Source organism: Acinetobacter sp. YH12142, from assembly GCF_013418435.1.
In the GTDB taxonomy this organism is placed as follows: Bacteria; Pseudomonadota; Gammaproteobacteria; order Pseudomonadales; family Moraxellaceae; genus Acinetobacter; species Acinetobacter amyesii.
This window is the reverse complement of record NZ_VPCB01000003.1, coordinates 80,969-98,877: the sequence shown is the minus strand read 5'-3', so window position 1 is coordinate 98,877 and position 17,909 is coordinate 80,969. Positions and strand designations below refer to the sequence as shown.

The following is a 17,909-nucleotide window of genomic DNA, read 5'->3' as shown; positions in this document are numbered from 1 at the left end:
AAAATGGTATTAAGCTGCATCTTAAAGTTTTGTTTAGAACTATGAAAAACTCATTTTCTAGATTAAATTGTTACAAAACAAGGGAGAACACAGCGTTTTCCCTTTTTTATTCCTAATGATCTTGGAAATAATGATTTGTACGACTGACCGTGCAGACAGGGAATCTAATCGATGCATGATGATAGCTTAGCCACACATAATTCAACTGCAAAACTGGGTGCAGGGCTATCTAATCGGCATATTACAATGATCAGTATTGGTGGTGTAATTGGTGCTGGACTGTTTGTTGGATCATCTGCTGCGATTGCAAAAGCAGGGCCTGCCGCCGTTCTTGCTTATATTACTACCAGTATTTTGGTTTTTTTAATCATGCGAATGTTGGGAGAAATGGCTGTAGCTCAACCTGACACCGGCTCATTTTCAACCTATGCAAGAAAAGCCATTGGGCCTTGGGCGGGCTTTACCATCGGATGGTTATATTGGTGGTTTTGGGTTTTAGTTATTCCAATTGAAGCAATCGCTGGTGCAGAAATTCTGCATGCATGGTTTCCTTCAATATCAAGTGCTGTATTTGCGACATTCTTTATTGTGCTTCTCAGTTTATCGAACTTTTTTAGTACTCGGAGTTTTGGTGAGTTTGAATTTTGGTTTTCTCTGATAAAAGTCTTGGCTATTGTAATTTTTATCGCCATTGGACTCACCGCCATATTGGGGTTTTGGCCCTTAGCACCTAATGTAAGTGGTGTAGAAAATCTGTTTAAAAATGATGGATTTATGCCAAATGGCCTGGGTGGTGTACTTTCAGCAATATTGATTTCAGCATTTTCATTCTTTGGTGTTGAAATCTTATCGATCGCTGCAGCAGAATCAAAAGATCCTGAGCAAAAAATTAAACGCGCAACCAATTTAGTGTTGTATCGGGTCATCTTATTTTTTGTGGTTTCAATTTTTATAACGGTTGCACTGGTAGATTGGCGTTCACCGCAATTACAACAATTAGGCACCTTCCAATATGTCTTGGTCAGTTTAAATGTCCCTCAATCAAAATTGATTATTGATAGTGTGGTCTTTATTGCGGTTGCAAGTTGTATGAATGCTGCACTTTATAGTTCATCAAGGATGCTATTTTCATTGGGGACACGCAAAGAAGCACCTCAATGGGTCACATCAATTAATGCCTCTGGTGTGCCTGCAATTGCAGTATTGGCATCGTCTGTAGTGGGCTTAATTTGCTGTGCAGTCAATTATTTATTTCCAGGCCAAGTATTTGGATTTTTACTGTCTACAACAGGTTCAATTGCCTTATTGGTTTATTTAGTGATTGCATTTTCACAGCTTAAATTGAGAACACAAATCGAAAAAAATGGAACTGAGGTTGCGTTTAAAATGTGGCTATTTCCATGGCTGACATGGGCAGTCATTTTGGTGATCTTAAGTGTGCTGATCTATATGTTTTTATCTCCAGCCTACAGTTATGAAACTTCATTATCTTTAGGTGTTACGACATTGGTGGTTCTCTGCGGCTTAGTTGTGACAAGAAAAGCTAAGTTGAAGAATGATTCCGAACTGAATTAAAAATAAAGGTTTCGCCGATAAAAATCGTAATCATGAACCAATGGATTGTCTTTAGCATGTGCCGTGTCAGGGGATTAAAGCGAATGCCTTACGTTATATCTCTATGGCAATCCATTTTTAAGACAAATTCAAAGATTCACTTGACCTTCGACCGACTCCAAGCTTTATAATCGTTAAAATTTTCTTGATTGATGCAATATGCGTTCTGCGACATGGATAACAGTCTTAGTTGGATTGTTCATGTTCCAAAGCCTTTGGAACGTGGCAGCCGCTTTCTGTGTGCATGAAGAGCAAACTCAAGTTGTTCAAAGCTATCATTTTGGTCATCATCAAAATACCTTATGCGTCAGCAGTGAAACCAATCCACAGCATTCGTTGCATCAAGCATCTGAATCCAGTAGCAAACCAGTCAAAAATACCGCTAACGATCTGCAACTCGGTGAAGATCATCAAGACCATTTACCGTCTATGACGCATTTGATTGTACAAAACCAACAATCGATTCTTTTTATTGCACATCAGAGCTTTGAATATTCGCCAAAATTTGTTTGGAAGAATCTTTATCAAGCCCCTGATTTATTACTGCAAACACCTCCTCCTGTTTATGCCCCGCTAATGGCGGGGTAGCCTAAAACATTCCCGCCACTTTTTTTAATAAATGAGTGGGAAAAATCATGTCTTTATATTTTATGGCGTTTATACGTCTAGGCTTAGCTGTCGGTATTTCGACGGCCTTACAAAGTACTTTTGCGGAAAATGTCAGTAGTTTTGAATCTGCATTTGCCAAAGTACAAAACTACCAAGCCCAAACAGATATTTGGCAACAACAACAGCAAATCTCAGATTTTAATGTGCGCCAAAGCAAGCTTTGGCAAAACCCAAGTCTATCGATTGAACAAAATGGTTTTGGTAAAAATCAAGATCAAGAGCTCAGTATCGGAATCAGCCAGCCAATGGATGTATTCGGTCAGCGTAAAATCAATCAAGCACTCGCGAGTACCTCTGCACAGCAAATACAGTTGCAACAGCAAATTTGGAATGCGCAAAGTCAGTTGATTGTGAAGTTTGCATGGTCACAGCTAGCCATCGCTCAAAATGAGCAATCGATTTACGCTACACAGCTCAAACTCAGTAAATCTAATTTGGACAGCGCGCAAAAACGCTATCAGGCAGGCAGTATTGCTTTGGTGGATGTAGAGCGCGCTCAAATTGAAGCTTTGGAAATACAGCGTCTATACCAACAGGCGCTTTTAAAACAGCAAACTGTGGCGCGTCAGCTTTCTAATTTATGGGGTGAAACTACGTCGCAAATTGCGTTGAATAACAGCGTTACGCCTTGGCCTGAACAGAGCCAAAGTTTAGTTGAGCGTAATTTATCGGAAGGTTGGCTACAAAAATTGTATGCCTTGAATGTTCAGCAGGCAAATCAGCAAATTGAACATTTAAAAGTACAGGCACGTCCAAACCCAACCCTAAATATGGGCATGTCACGTACCAAGTCTCCAACTGACGCCAATGATACGGCCTTGGTACTTGGTGTGGATATTCCGCTCAATATTTTTAACCGCCAGCAATATGCCATTCCAATGGCGCAAAAACAGCAAATTTTATTAAATCATCAGCAACAGCGCGAGTTAAAACAGCAAGTTTTGGACATTGCCAATAGCATTCACCAGCTTAAAGGTCTGCGTATGCAGTTTGATGCCACAGGCAATCAGATTGGTTTGGCTGAAAAGGTTCAAAACCGAACTTTGCAAGGTTTTCAGGCAGGTAAATTTGCTATTACAGACGTACAGCAAACCACAAAACAACTCCAAGACCTTCGACTTAGCCAAATGCAAATTTTGGCGCAGGCTTGGCAAAGCGCACTCAGTGCTGAAGCCTTAAGTATTGGAACCAGTTATGAAGAAATCAGCCGTTCAGATGCTTATAGCCAATTGAATAAAAAAGCCATTGAGGCATCCCAAAATCTCATCAACAGCGCATCAGCACAATAAGGCAGTTAATCACATGAAAATTAAACAAGATGGAAAAATTTCACAGCCTTTGATGATTGCAGTTTTGGTTGGCCTAACGCTGATGCTGTGTACTGCTATTTGGTTAAGTACAAATAAATCCGATGCGGATAAAACTGAGTCGGAAGGTGAAAATAGCGAAGCCAAAAAGAGTGATACTGAAGCAGAACATGCGGAAGAAGGTGAACTGCAACTCACCACTCAACAAATGGTGGAACAAGGAATTAAAATTGCGACTGTAGAAAATGGTCTGGTCGAAAATATTATTCAATTGCCGGGTAAATTGGCGGTCAATACAGATCAGCAGGCACATATTTCCCCAAACTTCAGCGGTCATGTCGAACAAGTCAGTGTAGCACTCGGTCAAACTGTACAAAAAGGTCAAACTTTAGCTGTGCTGTCAGTACCTGAATTGATTGATCAGCAAGCCAATTTACGTATGGCAGAAGCCAATTTAGATTTAGCCCGTCAAGATTATCAGCGTGAGCAAAAGCTATGGTCTCAAGGAATTTCTGCCAAACAGGACTTCCAGCGTGCTGAAAATGCCTATCGTCAGGCTCAAATTAGCGTACAGTCAGCACAATCGCGCTTACAAGCTTTGGGCGCGAATAGCGGTCAAAACGGACGATTTATTATTCGTGCGCCAATCGCTGGCGTGATTAGTCAAAAAGATATTGTGGTGGGTGAAAATGTGCAATTGGCAGATCAATTGTTCACCATTGAACAGCTAAAAGATTTGTGGCTAGAATTTAACTTAACTCATCAATATTCCGCACAATTACAAACGGGTCAAAACGTCTCTTTCAAAATCAATGGCTCAGATCAGCTCTATAGCGCAGAGGTACAAAGCCTGACGTCAAAGGCAGATGTGCAAACGGGACGCTTGGTGGTACGTGCCAAATTAAAACAACAATCTGCTGAGCTTCGCCCGAATGTGATGGTCAACGTGCTATTGGCTGATTCAGGTACTAAAAAAGCATTACGGGTGCAAAAGTCCGCCGTGCAAAGTATTGAGGGTCAAGACAGTATTTTTATTGTTGAATCTGAGCTAAAAGGCCAAGTGCATTTAAAAGCACAAGCGCTAAAACTTGGACAAGCATCCAGTGATGGGCAATGGCTAGAAGTGATTTCGGGTCTTGAGGCAGGGCAAAAGTATATTTCCCAAGGCAGTTTTTTACTGAAATCTGAACTGGAAAAAGACGAGGCTGGCCATGAACACTAATTCAGAGAACCCGAACACAGATTTACCAAAGCCAGAAGGTCTATTCGAACGCATTATTCAGTTTTCAATTCAAAATGCAATTTGGGTGATGCTGTTTGTCTGCACATGGATTGCCGTCGGGATTTACAGTTATCAAAAACTGCCGATTGATGCAGTACCTGATATTACCAACACCCAAGTGCAAATTAATACGCAGGCCAATGGCTTTACAGCGTTAGAAGTTGAACAGCGGATTACTTATCCGATTGAAAATGCGATGGCAGGTATTCCAGATTTGGAGTTGACCCGTTCTATTTCCCGTTATGGCCTGTCACAAGTCACGATTGTCTTTAAAGACGGTACGGATATTTACTGGGCACGTCAGCAAATTAATCAGCGGGTACAGGAAGTTCAGTCGTCATTGCCAGCTCAGGTTTCTCCGACGATGTCGCCAGTTTCGACAGGTTTGGGCGAGATTTATCAATGGGTGCTGAAAGCAGAACCCAATGCAAAAAAAGCAGATGGTACGGCATATAGCGCGATGGATTTGCGTGAAATTCAGGACTGGATTGTGCGTCCGCAATTACAGCGTGTACAAGGTGTTGCCGAGGTCAACAGTATTGGTGGTTTTAATAAAACCTACGTGGTTTCACCTGATTTAAACCGCATGCAACAGCTGAACCTGTCATTAGAACAATTACAGCAAGCGCTTACAGAAAATAATGAAAACCGTGGTGCAGGATTTATTGAGGAAAATGGTCAGCAGTTAACAGTTCGAGTGCCGGGAACCTTAAACACCATTTCAGATATTGAAAACACCATGATTGACAGCCCAAATGGCAGTCCAATTCGGGTGGGTGATATTGCGCAAGTCTCCATTGGGCATGATTTGCGCACAGGTGGTGCAACCTATAACGGAGAAGAAACGGTTTTAGGTATTGCCATGATGGCTATGGGACAAAATAGCCGAACTGTCTCGAAAGCTGTAGATTCCAAAATTAAAGACATTCAAGCCAGCTTACCCAAAGGGGTAAAAATTGAAACAGTGTATGACCGTACCACATTGGTGGAGAAAGCGATTAAAACCGTTCAAAAGAACTTGGTTGAAGGCGCAATTCTAGTCATCATCATTTTATTTATCTTTTTAGGCAATATCCGTGCAGCACTCATTACGGCCTGTGTTATTCCGCTGTCAATGCTGTTTACCTTAACCGGCATGGCACAAAAGAATATCAGCGCGAACCTAATGAGCTTAGGTGCGCTGGATTTCGGGATTATTGTTGATGGTGCTGTGGTCATTGTTGAAAACTGTATCCGCCGCTTGGCGCATGCACAGCAAACATTAAAGCGTCCATTAACGCAAAATGAACGTTTTAAAGAAGTCTTTTTGGCTGCACGTCAGGCGCGCCGTCCGCTGATATTCGGTCAGTTAATTATTTTAGTGGTTTATTTGCCAATTTTTGCTTTAAGTGGTGTAGAAGCAAAAATGTTCCATCCGATGGCATTAACTGTGGTATTGGCACTTGTGGCGGCGATCATTCTGTCTATTACATTTGTACCTGCTGCTGTAGCGCTTTGGGTGAAAGGTGAAATTAAAGAAACAGAAAGCCGTTGGATGAATTGGCTGAAAAAGCAGTATCTTCAAATTTTAAATAAAGCCTTTCATTACAAGGCTGTAGTGATGACTTTTGCACTGTGTTTACTGCTCATTACTGGGCTTTTAAGCACCAAAATTGGCAGTGAGTTTGCACCACAGCTGAGTGAGGGTGATTTTGCAGTTCAGTTGATGCGCTCACCAAGCACAGGCCTAGAAGAATCATTAAAAATGCAGGAGAACGCTGAGAAATTGCTGCTGAAAAAATTTCCAGAGATTCAGGCTGTATTTGCTCGTACAGGTACAGCAGAAGTGGCAACCGATGTAATGCCTCCGAACATTTCCGATGGTTATATCATGCTCAAACCACGTAATGAATGGCCAAACCCTAAAGAAAGTGTGGATGAACTGCGTGGCCGTATGGTGGCTTATGTGGCTACAATTCCAGGTAATAACAGTGAGTTTTCCCAACCTATTGAACTGCGCTTTAATGAGTTGATCTCAGGTGTGCGTAGTGATGTGGGCGTTAAAATATTTGGCGATGATATGCAAGTGCTTAACACAGAAGCCACTAAAATTGCCAAAATTATGCAGCAAGTTGCGGGGAGTAGCGCCGTAAAAGTTGAACAAACCTCAGGTTTGCCTTTATTAAATATTGAAATAGATAAGGCTTTGGCTGCGCAATATGGTTTAAGCGTTAAATCTATACAGGATACTGTGGCAGCCAGTGTCGGTGGACAAAGTGTAGGGGAGATTTTAGAAGGCGATCGCCGTTTTGACTTTGTTATTCGTTTAAATGATCAAGACCGTAATGTAAGCACGATTTCACAACTACCGTTAAAGTTGCCAAATGGTGGCAGTATTGTACTCTCAAATGTTGCCACAGTGTCTAATGTAGATGGGATCAATCAAGTCAGCCGTGAAAATGGTAAACGCCGTATTGTAGTGACTGCCAATGTTGAAGGCCGTGATTTAGGTTCTTTTGTGGCGGATATGCAGACTCAGCTGAAACAATATGCATTACCAAGCGGTTATTGGATTGAATATGGCGGTCAATTTGAAAACCTTGCATCTGCCAAAGCAAGAATGCAAATTGTCATTCCTTTAGCACTACTGACCATCTTTATTTTATTAATGGCAGTATTTCATAATGTGAAAGAAAGTCTGCTGGTCTTTACTGGCGTACCCTTTGCCTTAACGGGCGGTGTATTGTTTCTTTGGTTAAGAGATATTCCGCTTTCGATGTCTGCAGGGATTGGATTTATTGCACTCTCAGGTGTTGCTGTGCTGAATGGCCTGGTCATGCTGACCTTCATTAAAGAACTGGGGGACAAGTATCCATTGCATGAAGCCGTATGGCAGGGCGCTGTACTTCGATTACGCCCAGTACTCATGACTGCCTGTGTTGCCTCTTTAGGTTTTGTACCAATGGCTTTGGCAACAGGTACAGGTGCGGAAGTGCAACGGCCTTTAGCCACGGTTGTGATCGGCGGTATTCTTTCTTCCACCTTGCTGACCTTGGTGCTATTGCCAGTGCTTTACCGCTGGCTTAATACAGCTCGATCTCAATAATCTAGACTAAGCAATTTTGATTAAAACGATATTGCATTAACCCATACGGTTCATTCATTAGACAGAATGGATCGTATGGACTTACGATTTATCAATATTTAAACACAGCTAAAATCAGCAAATCAGTATAAGCCGATATTCACCTACATTTTCTACAGGTGCACGGTGTACACAAGGCAAAACTTGCTGTGTAGGATGATCCACCGCTAAACGCCAAAGATGACCATTGCCTAGATTTACAGGCACAGCATTTTCTTTGAGCTGATAATGTAAATCAAAAAAATATTCCGCTAAAAAATCATCAAATTCTGAGGTAGGGCCATCGTACAAATCTTTAAGTTGTTCTCGTATTTTAGGAATTAAGATTCTTTGTGTCACTTGATCATTTGGCACAATATCACTGGAAGCACCATAATATGTACATAAAAAGGTATCGGTAGCGATAGGTGATCGATCGACATGAAAGGAATAAACATCGGTTGAGATGAAATCGAATTCATCATCTCGTTCATAACATTTGAGCAAGTTCAACGAAGGTGATGCACCAAATTCTGTTAATTGTTGCAGATCATTTAAAATAACTTCTCTGGCTAAATGGCCTTGCGATGAAAGTGTTAACTTCATCAGATCATCTATAGAAATTTCGGTTATATTTTCAATCAGTTCGAGTTTTTCGACTATTTCTTTAAAGTCGCCTTGTATGCTGCGTTGCCAGCAAAGCGCATTCATTTGACCTTCGAAATGACTATGAATCAATTCAGAAAATGTAGTGACTACACCAATTTGAGGATGCTGGGAAAAAGTATTGCTCATAATAGGGATCAATTTAAATCTGAGGCGAAGATACTGCGTACAAGGAAGTGCTAGAAGGATTAAGCAGTTTTATTCTATCTTAAACCATAAACTGCTATACAAAATTATTCGAGCATAGGCATTCATCGTTACGCTTTCTGTTTGGCTTTTTGGCGTAAGACATACAAATATAAGCTTTCTACTTTTTCACGTGCCCAAGGTGTAGTACGTAAGAATCGTAGTGATGATTTAACGCTTGGATCTATGCAAAAACATCTAATTTCAATTTTGCGGCTTAAGTCTTCAAAACCACCGTAGTAATCCAATAATTCATCCAAGATGTCAGCAAGTTTTTTGCCGTGTAAAGGGTCATTGGAGGTGCTCATATTAGATCAATCATATTTTGGGAGACCATTATTATAACCTGAGCTAGTTGAAAAATGGGAGGGTTGAAATTTAAACATAATTAACATTGATGTGTGCTGAAATAGCAGGAGACATTCACTTGTAAGATTCTAGTCAGCCGACTTGTAAAAATCTTCTGCCATTTGATTTGGTGTCTTAAAATGTAGACCTTTCTTTTTATAGAATAAGATCTTAAAGAAAACCTATTTAACTGAAGCAAACATAAAAGTGCATTACTAATTTGACAGATAATAAAACCTGATTTAATCTATATCAAAAATAATGAACAAACTAGTATGTGTTATTTATTTAACTTATGTTTACCTAAAATCTAATTCACAATTAAATTTATGTTAAATAAACAATAAGTTTAATTACTTAGAGAATTAAAATTATAACTTATAAAATATTTTGTTCATGAACCTAGCGATGAATACACATTTTTCCTACTAAAAAAACCTTTATAAATATTAAAGACTCAAACTGTAGGATTTAGACGTATTTAAATGCATAAAAAAAGGAGCTGTTAAGCTCCTTTTTCAGTGAATGGTTAAACTTGTGCTTTACATTTAAACTTGGACTTAATCCAATGATGTAAATCATCGACATAAGTAAAGATCACAGGAATCACCACAAGGCTTAACACGGTAGAGGTGATTAACCCGCCAATCACAACAACCGCTGTTGGCTGTCTAAAGCTTGGTTCAGCACCAAGCCCCAAAGCATTCGGCATCATACCGGCAGCCATTGCAATTGTGGTCATAATGATTGGTCGGGCACGTTTAGAACAGGCATCCATTACGGCAGCATAACGACTAAGACCGTGTTCATTACGGGCGATAATAGTGTAATCCACCAACAGAATAGAGTTTTTCGTCACAATCCCCATCAGCATCAGAATACCGATGACTACTGGCATTGAATACGGCATGCTGCAGATATACAGCGCAACAAATGCACCACCCAAAGCCAACGGCAAAGCAGACAAGATTGTTCCCGGCTGTAAAAAGTCATGGAATAGAAGCACCAGTACAGCGTAAACGCAGACAATGCCGATAAACATTGCTAAACCAAAGCTGGTAAACATTTCTGACATGTTTTGCAGCTCACCTTGCTGAATTTGTTTCACGCCTTGAGGCAAGTTTTTCATTGCTTCAAGCTGCATCACTTGGTTTTGTACTTCACCAATACTTAAACCATTTAGTTCAATAGACAATGTGACATTACGCATACGGTCCATACGGCTAATTTGAGTAGGACCGCCCTGAATTTGAATATCTGCGATACTTCCTAAACTGACTGAACCATTGCTTCCTTGCACACGTACTGCTGCAATAGACGATAAATCATTACGTACAGATGGGTCTAAACGGACACGAATTGCAATTTGGCGCTGGTCTAAGTTCAATTTTGGCAAGGTTGTTGAGTATCCACCGTATGTTGCATAACGAATGGCATCGGAGAGTGCTTCAGATGTAACGCCTAGCTGTGCAGCCTTGGCAAAATCTGGCGTGATTTGGACTTCAGGCTGTTCAATGGCAGCACTAGAACTGACATTACCAATGCCTTTTAAACCGCGCATTTGCACTTCAAGGTTGTTGGCTGTCTCAGTTAGTAAATCTGCATTGTCGCTGGCTAAGGTTATATCGAGTTTTTCGCCGGTATTGCCACCGCCAACACTGATTTTAACGCCAGCCAAAGGTTTTAATTTTTCACGAATATCTTGCTCAACTGCGCTTTGACGGGTATCGCGCTCATCATACGGTGTCAGTTCTACTGTTAATGTTGCTGAGGCCACATCAGCAGTAGAAGAGCTGTCCATGCCAGAACCACTTGAAGCTGTGCCGACAGAACTGAAAACTTGTTTTACATTTGGATTTTGCTGGATGATTTTACTGGCTTCTTCAGCAGCCTTCGCTGTTTGATCTAATGTAGAGCCTGGAGGCAGCTCAACGGTAACAGTAGTCTGCGATTTATCCTGTGCAGGCATAAAGGTGATGCTGTTTTGCATACCAATAAATAGCGTCACAAAAAAGAATGCAGATGCACCGAGTATCGTGGTTTTTCTGTGATTTAAAGTGAAATTCACGATGGCTTTATAGTGTCGCATAGCCCAGCCATCCGGCTGTTTTTTGGTTTCATCCTTCTTATTTTTGGGTTTCAGCATATATGCTGCCATCATTGGTGTCAGCAGTCTGGCAACCAATAAAGAAAATAAAATCGCAACCGAAGCGGTAATACCGAATTGCTTAAACACTAGTCCTGCAATACCGCCCATAAATGCGGTTGGAAGGAAAATCGCGACAAGCGTCAGTGTGGTTGCAACCACAGCAAGTCCGATTTCATCAGCAGCTTCCATGGCTGCTTGATACGGTGTTTTGCCTTGCTCCAAATGTCGTTCAATGTTTTCGACTTCTACAATTGCATCATCGACCAAAATCCCGACGACTAAAGACAGCGCCAATAGGGTAATGACATTCAGCGAATAACCGAGATAATACATCACACCAAAGGCTGGAATAATTGATAAGGGCAGAGCCACAGCAGAAATAAACGTGGTACGCCAGTTTTTAAGGAAGATAAAGACCACGATGATTGCAAGCAATGCACCTTCATACAGCATGGTCATTGAGCCATCATAATTGTCTTGAATGGAATCAACTTTGTTGCTGATTTCTTCAATTTTAACGGCAGGATTTTTTTGTTGAAATGCTGCTATCGCTTCACGGACATGCTTGACGACTTCAACATCTGAATAGCCTTTTGAGCGTTCAACCTGAAAACCAATAATTGGTTTGCCATTCAAATAAGCACGAGTAGTACGTTCAGCTGTGGTATCGTGAATTTGTGCAACTTGATCTAAACGTATATAGCGGCCATCTTGCAGCGGTATAGAAATTTCACGTATATCATCTGCTGTTTTTACTGTTGCTAGGGTACGGATGGATTGGCGTTCTCCGCCAACGCGTCCTTGACCGCCAGAGGCTTCTTGCTGCACAGCTTTAAGCTGTTTAGAGACATCTGAAGGCATTACACCTAAACCCGCCATGAGCGTCGGGTTTAAGTCAATTTGTACTTCACGGTCTACACCGCCAACACGTGAAACACTATTAACGCCATTGGCTGTCATAATGGCATTGCTGACGTCATTATCGACAAACCAAGACAAGTCTTGCTCATCTAAATTGTCTGAAGTAATGCTATAAGTCAGTAAGCTAGAGCCTGCCGCAGTCACTTTAGACACCGTGGGTGAATTCATGCTTGCAGGCAAATCGGCTTTGGCTCCGTCGACCGCATTGCGGACTTCAGACAAAGCGACTTCTACATCTTTTTCCAACTCAAAACTCACGGAAATATTTACAGAACCGTCGGTAATAGTCGTGGTGATGTGATCAAGCTTGGTCAGTGAAGTGAGTTTATCTTCAATCTTACGTGCAACTTCAGTTTCAAGCTGCTCAGGTGCAGCGCCTTCTAGACTGGCGCTGACGGTAATGGTGGGCAAATCCATGTCGGGCATATCTTGAATGCCCAGCTTCATAAAACCATACAGCCCCATAATCGTCAGTATTATAAATAGGACGATCGCTGGGATTGGGTTTTTAATAGACAGGGAGGAAATGTTCATTCATTCACTCCATGCTGCGTATTTTGTACGGTCGTTTTCTGTGCGATTTTGACCGTCATACCATTGGTGAGAAATGCGCCGCCAGTTTCAACAATTTTCAAATTACTTGCTAATGGACTCACAATTTCTACAAAACCATCCTTACGGCGTGCGGTTTCAACCACTTGACTATTGGCAATGTTTTTATCATTGACCACATAGATATATGAACGGCCATCACGCATCACAATTGCAGTTTGAGGTAGCACATATGCTTTATTTTGACCAACAGTAATTTTTCCGTCGACAAAAGTACCAACATTGGCCGTTTTACTGCCTTTTAAAGTCACATATACAATGCTGCGCGCCGTTTCCGTTGACACAGAAGGGCTAACTGTTCGAACTGTACCGGTTAACTTTGTTTGATCTGGCAGTGTCACTTCTGCAAGATCTCCAGCTTTGATTAAATGCGACTGTGATGCATCTACCTCAGCACGCCATTCAATCACACCATTTTTAATCATGTGATACAGCTCATTGCCTGCACTCACTACATTACCGACCACACCTTGCTTGCTGTAAATAATTCCGCTTGCAGGTGCTTTAATAGAGGTTTGACTGATTTTTAGCTGAATCATTTCTAATTCTGCTTTGGCTGCATCTAAGTTGGCTTTTGCAACATCTTGATTGATTTTATATTCTTCAATCTGCTGTGCAGATAAGGCGCCGCTTTGCCCCACAATCGCGGCACGGCGTACATCTGAAGCTGCTTTTTCTAAATTCACTTGCGCTTGTGTCACAGCTGCTTTTTGTTTTGCTAATTCCTGCTTCAAATTTTGATCAGAAAGTTTAGCTAAAAGCTGGCCTTGTTTAACTGAAGCGCCGACGTTGTAATACAAGTCTGAGAGGCGATAACCACTAATTTCTGGACTGATAATAATTTCTTCATAGGGTGCAATTAAACCAGTCACTAAAAACTCTTGAGGCCAAATGTGTTGGCTTACATTGACGATATTGACCGTCATGGATGCTTGTTGCTCGGCATTTTCAGTATTCTGCTCGGATTTTTTGTCTTCTTTTTTATTGAACATTAAGGCAATGACCAAGCAAATGATGATTACGGCACCAATCAAAATGGCCATTTTTTTAGAGATTTTCATTGAATTTCACCATTTTGAGCGATATGTACTGATGTTTTTGGCGTGAATGTGCCACCTAAGGCTTTATACAAGCTGATCCAGCTTTGTGTATATTGTTGCTGAATGTTCACCACACTGATTTGCGCATTAAGGGCCGAACGGCGTGCAGCTTCTAAATCTAATAAATTGGCTGAGCCGGCTTTTTGACTGATTTCGAGTGCATTAAAATATTTTTGGTATTGCACATAACTGCTTTGTGCGCTTTTTTCTTGATTTTTCAGGGCTTGAATCGTGACCAGCTGTTTTTCAATTTCAGCGGCAGCATTAATAACACCTGACTGATAATCAGCAACAGCAGCATTGTATTTAGCAATGTTGCTTTGAACAGTAGCTTTACGTTTACCTGCATCAAAAATCGGCTGTAATAGATTTGCGCCAATTGACCATGTATTTAAACTGGCTCCGCCAGATGACGCAGCATTAATGACACCAGATAAACTCAAATTTGGATAACGATCTGCTTCGGCACTTTTGATTTCGGCATAGCTTGCAAATACTTCACGCTCTAAAGCAGCAATATCTGGGCGGCTGCGCATGACATCAGCAGGAACTTCGCTAATAACAAAGCTTCCATGCTGCAGCGGAAATTTAAGTGATGATTGGGCAAGGATTTGACGCAATTCTGATTCATCAATACTGGCTAAAGCCGTCATTGATTTAATTAAGATTTCACACTGTTTATTTTGATTTATGCTGTTCGAGCGTGTGTTTTCTAAATTTGCCACAATAAGGGCGTGATCCATAGGGGCTGTAAAACCAGCTTTAACTAAAAGGGCAGTGGCTTTTTCAGTTTTTTGAATGGAACTTAATTCTGTTGAGTACACCCGCTGTATCGAACGGCATGCTAAATACTGCGTATAGTAATCCGCCATCTCAGCAGCCAGAGAAATCTGCATACTATGCATATCCGCGGTACGCGCTTGTAAACGTGCAGCTGCTGCATCACTTTGATTTCGATACTTTCCCCATAAATCAATTTCCCAACTGGCATCTAAGCCAATCGAGTTTTGATTAGATTGACCACTCGCATCTTTCACACGGCTGACAGAGCCATTTCCAGACAATGTAGGGTATAAGCTGGCACGTTGCGTGGTTAAATTTGCACGGGCAGCGTCAATATTGGCTAAAGCCTTGACTAAACTTTGGTTGTTTTCAAGGGTGGTACGAATCAATTGTGTTAAAGCAATATCATGAAATGATTGCCAAAATTGGGTTAACTCAACACTGTTTGAGGTTGGATCAGGTGATGAATTCCACTGAGCTGATACTTTTGCAGCAGGCGCTTGGTAGCTTCCCGAAGCAATACATCCATGCAGTAAAGGAAATAAAATCATCAGACAGCCAAACTTGGTCTGACTTGAAATATTCAAAATAGCACCAATAACTAAACTAGACGGTTTAGTTTAGTTTGACAGTTTAACACTGTCAAACTTAGACTACGCTATGAAATTACTTAAGGGGTGGCTGAATGGCTAGAGCAAAGAGTGAAATAACCAAGCAAAAAATTTTAAAAGCTGCTTTATCTGCTTTTAAAAAACAAGGTTATAGCTCGACCAGCATGGATATGATCCGTGATGAATCTGGTGTATCCAAAGCCACACTTTATAACTATTTTCCATCTAAAGAAGAATTATTTTTAGAAGTTATGATGTATGAAATGGTACAGCAGCATGGCGTGCCAGAATTTGATTTATTTGAAAAATACGAACTAACAGTTGCATTAAAAATTTTAGCAAAACAAATGATTACTGTAGCTTATTCAAAAAATATTATTGCTACGCGTCGTATGCTTGTGGCAAATGCATCGCATAAAAATCTAGGACAGCTGTGTTATGAAAAAGGACCCAAGCGTGGTGAACGCATGATGTGCGATGTTTTTCAAAAAGCGATGGATGATGGTATTTTGATGAAAGCTGAACCACGCGTTGTAGAGGCACATTTTCGTGCATTAGTGGATTCAGAATTTAGTCAAATTTTTACATTTAGTTTAGAGAATAAAATTACTGAAGAATGGATTAAGGCGGCAACGGAAAGAGCAGTTGATGTTTTAATGCGTGCATATCAAATTTAAATTATATTTTTTCTCTTCATTTCGATGAAGATGTATGGCGTTAGCTCAGCAATATTAAATTAATGACGTTGGGCTAATTTTTTGAGCACAATGTGCTGAAGCTAAGTAATAGGTGTTTATTCCTCAGAATTAAATAATATTCTATTTAACATAATATATATTATACGAAATAGTATAATTAAGACTTTGATATTTAATATTTTTTAATTTATTGGTGCTTAAATCTTTCATCTGTGTAACAAACTTGATTTGTTGCTCTTACACATCAAACATATTTTGTGCCGCCAAGATCCTACGCAATACTGACAATATTATTTGTCCTGCTACAATCCTCAGACAAGAAAAAAGCCATAACAACGATTGCTATGGCTAATTCACATTAATTTCTATATTTAAATCAGCCTACTGTTTACCTGATTTTTGATTTATGAAGATTTAATTTCTTTACTGCTAAATGCTTTTGTTTTTTGCTCTATTTGATCCGGCTTTAAAAATGACGACGCAATAATCGCAATCACTGCAAAGCCTGAAATATAGGCAATAATTAAATTGGGGCTTCCATCACCAATACTCAACAATTTCGTCGCGATTAATGGAGCTAAACCACCACCTAGCACGCCTGCAAATTGAACTGAGATTGAAATACCGCTATAACGTATTTCTGCTGGAAATTGGCGTGAAAATAACTGTGACTGCGGCGCATACATCAAAGGAAAAACTACGCCAATACCAATCACAATGGCCGTCCAAACCAATACAGGATCCTTGGTATTTAACATTGCAAAAAATGGATAGCTGTATAAAGCCAGTACGCATAAACCAAATCTGAACATGTTTTTTTGCCCAACTTTATCAGACAAATGCCCAAAAATTGGCGTAATGACCATGATGACCGCAGCACCACAAATCGTTGCAAACAAAATGTCTTGTCTAGGAATATTTAGCTGTGTGGTTGTATAGGCTAAAGCAAATGTCGATGCTAAATAGAACCAAGCATTTTCAGCAGCTCGAGATAAAATAATCGTAATCAACTGCTTAGGATGATTTTTAAACACTTGTTTTGCTGGAACTTTAATTGTTTCGGTTTGAGCTTTAACTTTTTCAAAGTCTGGTGACTCAGGCACTTTCACTCGAATATACCAACCTACAGCCAGTAAAATAATGCTGGCTAAAAATGGCAGACGCCAACCCCAGCTAAATAGTGCTTCTTCAGGCAACATTGAGACTAAGCCTAAAGCTACCGAAGCGAGCAATAAACCACCACCTGTACTGGCTTGCGGTAAACTTCCCCAAAAGCCTTTTTTACCCGCTGGCGCATGCTCTACCGCCATGAGGACTGCTCCGCCCCATTCTCCACCCATGGCCATGCCCTGTATAAATCTTAATATAATTAAACAGACCGTTGCCCAATAACCAATGGTTTCAAATGTCGGTAACAACCCAATCATCACCGTTGGAATACCCATCAACATTAATGTGACCAATAACATTGATTTACGACCGATTTTATCGCCGAAATGACCAAAAACAATTCCACCAAGTGGTCGACCAATAAAGCCAACAGCATAAGTGGCAAATGCTGCCAATACGCCAGTTAATGGATCAAGATTTGGAAAGAAAAGTCGATTGAAAATGAGTGCTGCGGCAGCACCATAGATAAAAAAGTCATACCATTCGATGGTTGTACCCACCATGCTGGAAATACCTGCTAAACGATGCGAAGACTTAGCTGGTGGAGCTGTGTTTCCCTGTACATTTTGCATTGTTATCTTCCTTATTCTGCAAGATATTTCTATGTTGCATTTTCACGATGCTTGATTTGTGTGATGATTTTCTTCATGAAAATCAATATTTTTAGATCTTATATATGTTTAATTTACG

General features: G+C 40.5%; 12 protein-coding genes. 6 read left to right on the top strand and 6 right to left on the bottom strand.

The annotated features are described in order from the left end of the window. The first annotated feature begins 171 nt into the window (after positions 1–171). From FTU77_RS03760 to FTU77_RS03740, 5 genes are all read left to right on the top strand, one after another. Complete coding sequence (locus FTU77_RS03760; protein ID WP_180054730.1) at positions 172–1,575, top strand: amino acid permease; 1,404 nt, start codon at positions 172–174, stop codon at positions 1,573–1,575. A 198-nt stretch (positions 1,576–1,773) separates the two neighbouring features. After that, positions 1,774–2,202: a cation efflux protein, CzcI-like gene (locus FTU77_RS03755; protein ID WP_218945786.1), complete on the top strand. Its 429-nt coding sequence runs from the start codon at positions 1,774–1,776 to the stop codon at positions 2,200–2,202. 47 nt (positions 2,203–2,249) lie between these two features. Further along, a complete protein-coding gene (locus tag FTU77_RS03750) occupies positions 2,250–3,572 on the top strand; it encodes a TolC family protein (RefSeq protein WP_180054728.1) in 1,323 nt (440 codons plus the stop codon). Between the two features lie 13 nt (positions 3,573–3,585). Next, positions 3,586–4,812 carry an efflux RND transporter periplasmic adaptor subunit gene (locus FTU77_RS03745; RefSeq protein ID WP_180054725.1) on the top strand — a complete coding sequence of 409 codons (1,227 nt, stop codon included), beginning with the start codon at positions 3,586–3,588 and terminating at the stop codon, positions 4,810–4,812. Then, positions 4,802–7,957, top strand: coding sequence for an efflux RND transporter permease subunit (locus FTU77_RS03740; RefSeq protein ID WP_180054723.1), 3,156 nt, complete (start codon positions 4,802–4,804; stop codon positions 7,955–7,957). Before FTU77_RS03745 ends, FTU77_RS03740 begins: the two co-directional genes overlap by 11 nt. A 114-nt stretch (positions 7,958–8,071) precedes the next feature. Here FTU77_RS03740 and FTU77_RS03735 read toward each other — a convergent pair whose 3' ends face one another. The 5 genes from FTU77_RS03735 to FTU77_RS03715 all read right to left on the bottom strand — a co-directional run bounded on the left by FTU77_RS03735 (position 8,072) and on the right by FTU77_RS03715 (position 15,327). Then, a complete protein-coding gene (locus tag FTU77_RS03735) occupies positions 8,072–8,770 on the bottom strand; it encodes a DUF1826 domain-containing protein (protein ID WP_180004439.1) in 699 nt (232 codons plus the stop codon). A 128-nt stretch (positions 8,771–8,898) separates the two neighbouring features. After that, positions 8,899–9,135, bottom strand: coding sequence for a VF530 family DNA-binding protein (locus FTU77_RS03730; protein ID WP_180054720.1), 237 nt, complete (start codon positions 9,133–9,135; stop codon positions 8,899–8,901). A 569-nt stretch (positions 9,136–9,704) separates the two neighbouring features. Beyond that, positions 9,705–12,779: an efflux RND transporter permease subunit gene (locus tag FTU77_RS03725; RefSeq protein ID WP_180054718.1), complete on the bottom strand. Its 3,075-nt coding sequence runs from the start codon at positions 12,777–12,779 to the stop codon at positions 9,705–9,707. Continuing rightward, positions 12,776–13,918, bottom strand: coding sequence for an efflux RND transporter periplasmic adaptor subunit (locus tag FTU77_RS03720; protein WP_152342377.1), 1,143 nt, complete (start codon positions 13,916–13,918; stop codon positions 12,776–12,778). Before FTU77_RS03720 ends, FTU77_RS03725 begins: the two co-directional genes overlap by 4 nt. Next, positions 13,915–15,327 carry an efflux transporter outer membrane subunit gene (locus FTU77_RS03715; protein WP_180054716.1) on the bottom strand — a complete coding sequence of 471 codons (1,413 nt, stop codon included), beginning with the start codon at positions 15,325–15,327 and terminating at the stop codon, positions 13,915–13,917. Before FTU77_RS03715 ends, FTU77_RS03720 begins: the two co-directional genes overlap by 4 nt. Positions 15,328–15,425: 98 nt before the next feature. Between FTU77_RS03715 and FTU77_RS03710 the strand changes: the two genes are divergently transcribed. Continuing rightward, positions 15,426–16,028 (top strand): TetR/AcrR family transcriptional regulator, encoded by a 603-nt coding sequence (locus FTU77_RS03710; RefSeq protein ID WP_180051030.1) that lies wholly within the window; start codon positions 15,426–15,428, stop codon positions 16,026–16,028. Positions 16,029–16,453: 425 nt separating this feature from the next. Here FTU77_RS03710 and FTU77_RS03705 read toward each other — a convergent pair whose 3' ends face one another. Next, positions 16,454–17,791 (bottom strand): MFS transporter, encoded by a 1,338-nt coding sequence (locus FTU77_RS03705; protein WP_180008152.1) that lies wholly within the window; start codon positions 17,789–17,791, stop codon positions 16,454–16,456. Positions 17,792–17,909 lie beyond the last annotated feature (118 nt).

Excerpts from the sequence above, each read along its gene's own strand:
- FTU77_RS03710 (WP_180051030.1), top strand. The coding sequence starts at position 15,426 with ATGGCTAGAGCAAAGAGTGAAATAACCAAGCAAAAAATTTTAAAAGCT.
- FTU77_RS03760 (WP_180054730.1), top strand. The coding sequence starts at position 172 with ATGCATGATGATAGCTTAGCCACACATAATTCAACTGCAAAACTGGGT.
- FTU77_RS03720 (WP_152342377.1), bottom strand. The coding sequence starts at position 13,918 with ATGAAAATCTCTAAAAAAATGGCCATTTTGATTGGTGCCGTAATCATC.
- FTU77_RS03750 (WP_180054728.1), top strand. The coding sequence starts at position 2,250 with ATGTCTTTATATTTTATGGCGTTTATACGTCTAGGCTTAGCTGTCGGT.
- FTU77_RS03730 (WP_180054720.1), bottom strand. The coding sequence starts at position 9,135 with ATGAGCACCTCCAATGACCCTTTACACGGCAAAAAACTTGCTGACATC.
- FTU77_RS03725 (WP_180054718.1), bottom strand. The coding sequence starts at position 12,779 with ATGAACATTTCCTCCCTGTCTATTAAAAACCCAATCCCAGCGATCGTC.
- FTU77_RS03740 (WP_180054723.1), top strand. The coding sequence starts at position 4,802 with ATGAACACTAATTCAGAGAACCCGAACACAGATTTACCAAAGCCAGAA.
- FTU77_RS03705 (WP_180008152.1), bottom strand. The coding sequence starts at position 17,791 with ATGCAAAATGTACAGGGAAACACAGCTCCACCAGCTAAGTCTTCGCAT.
- FTU77_RS03735 (WP_180004439.1), bottom strand. The coding sequence starts at position 8,770 with ATGAGCAATACTTTTTCCCAGCATCCTCAAATTGGTGTAGTCACTACA.
- FTU77_RS03745 (WP_180054725.1), top strand. The coding sequence starts at position 3,586 with ATGAAAATTAAACAAGATGGAAAAATTTCACAGCCTTTGATGATTGCA.
- FTU77_RS03755 (WP_218945786.1), top strand. The coding sequence starts at position 1,774 with ATGCGTTCTGCGACATGGATAACAGTCTTAGTTGGATTGTTCATGTTC.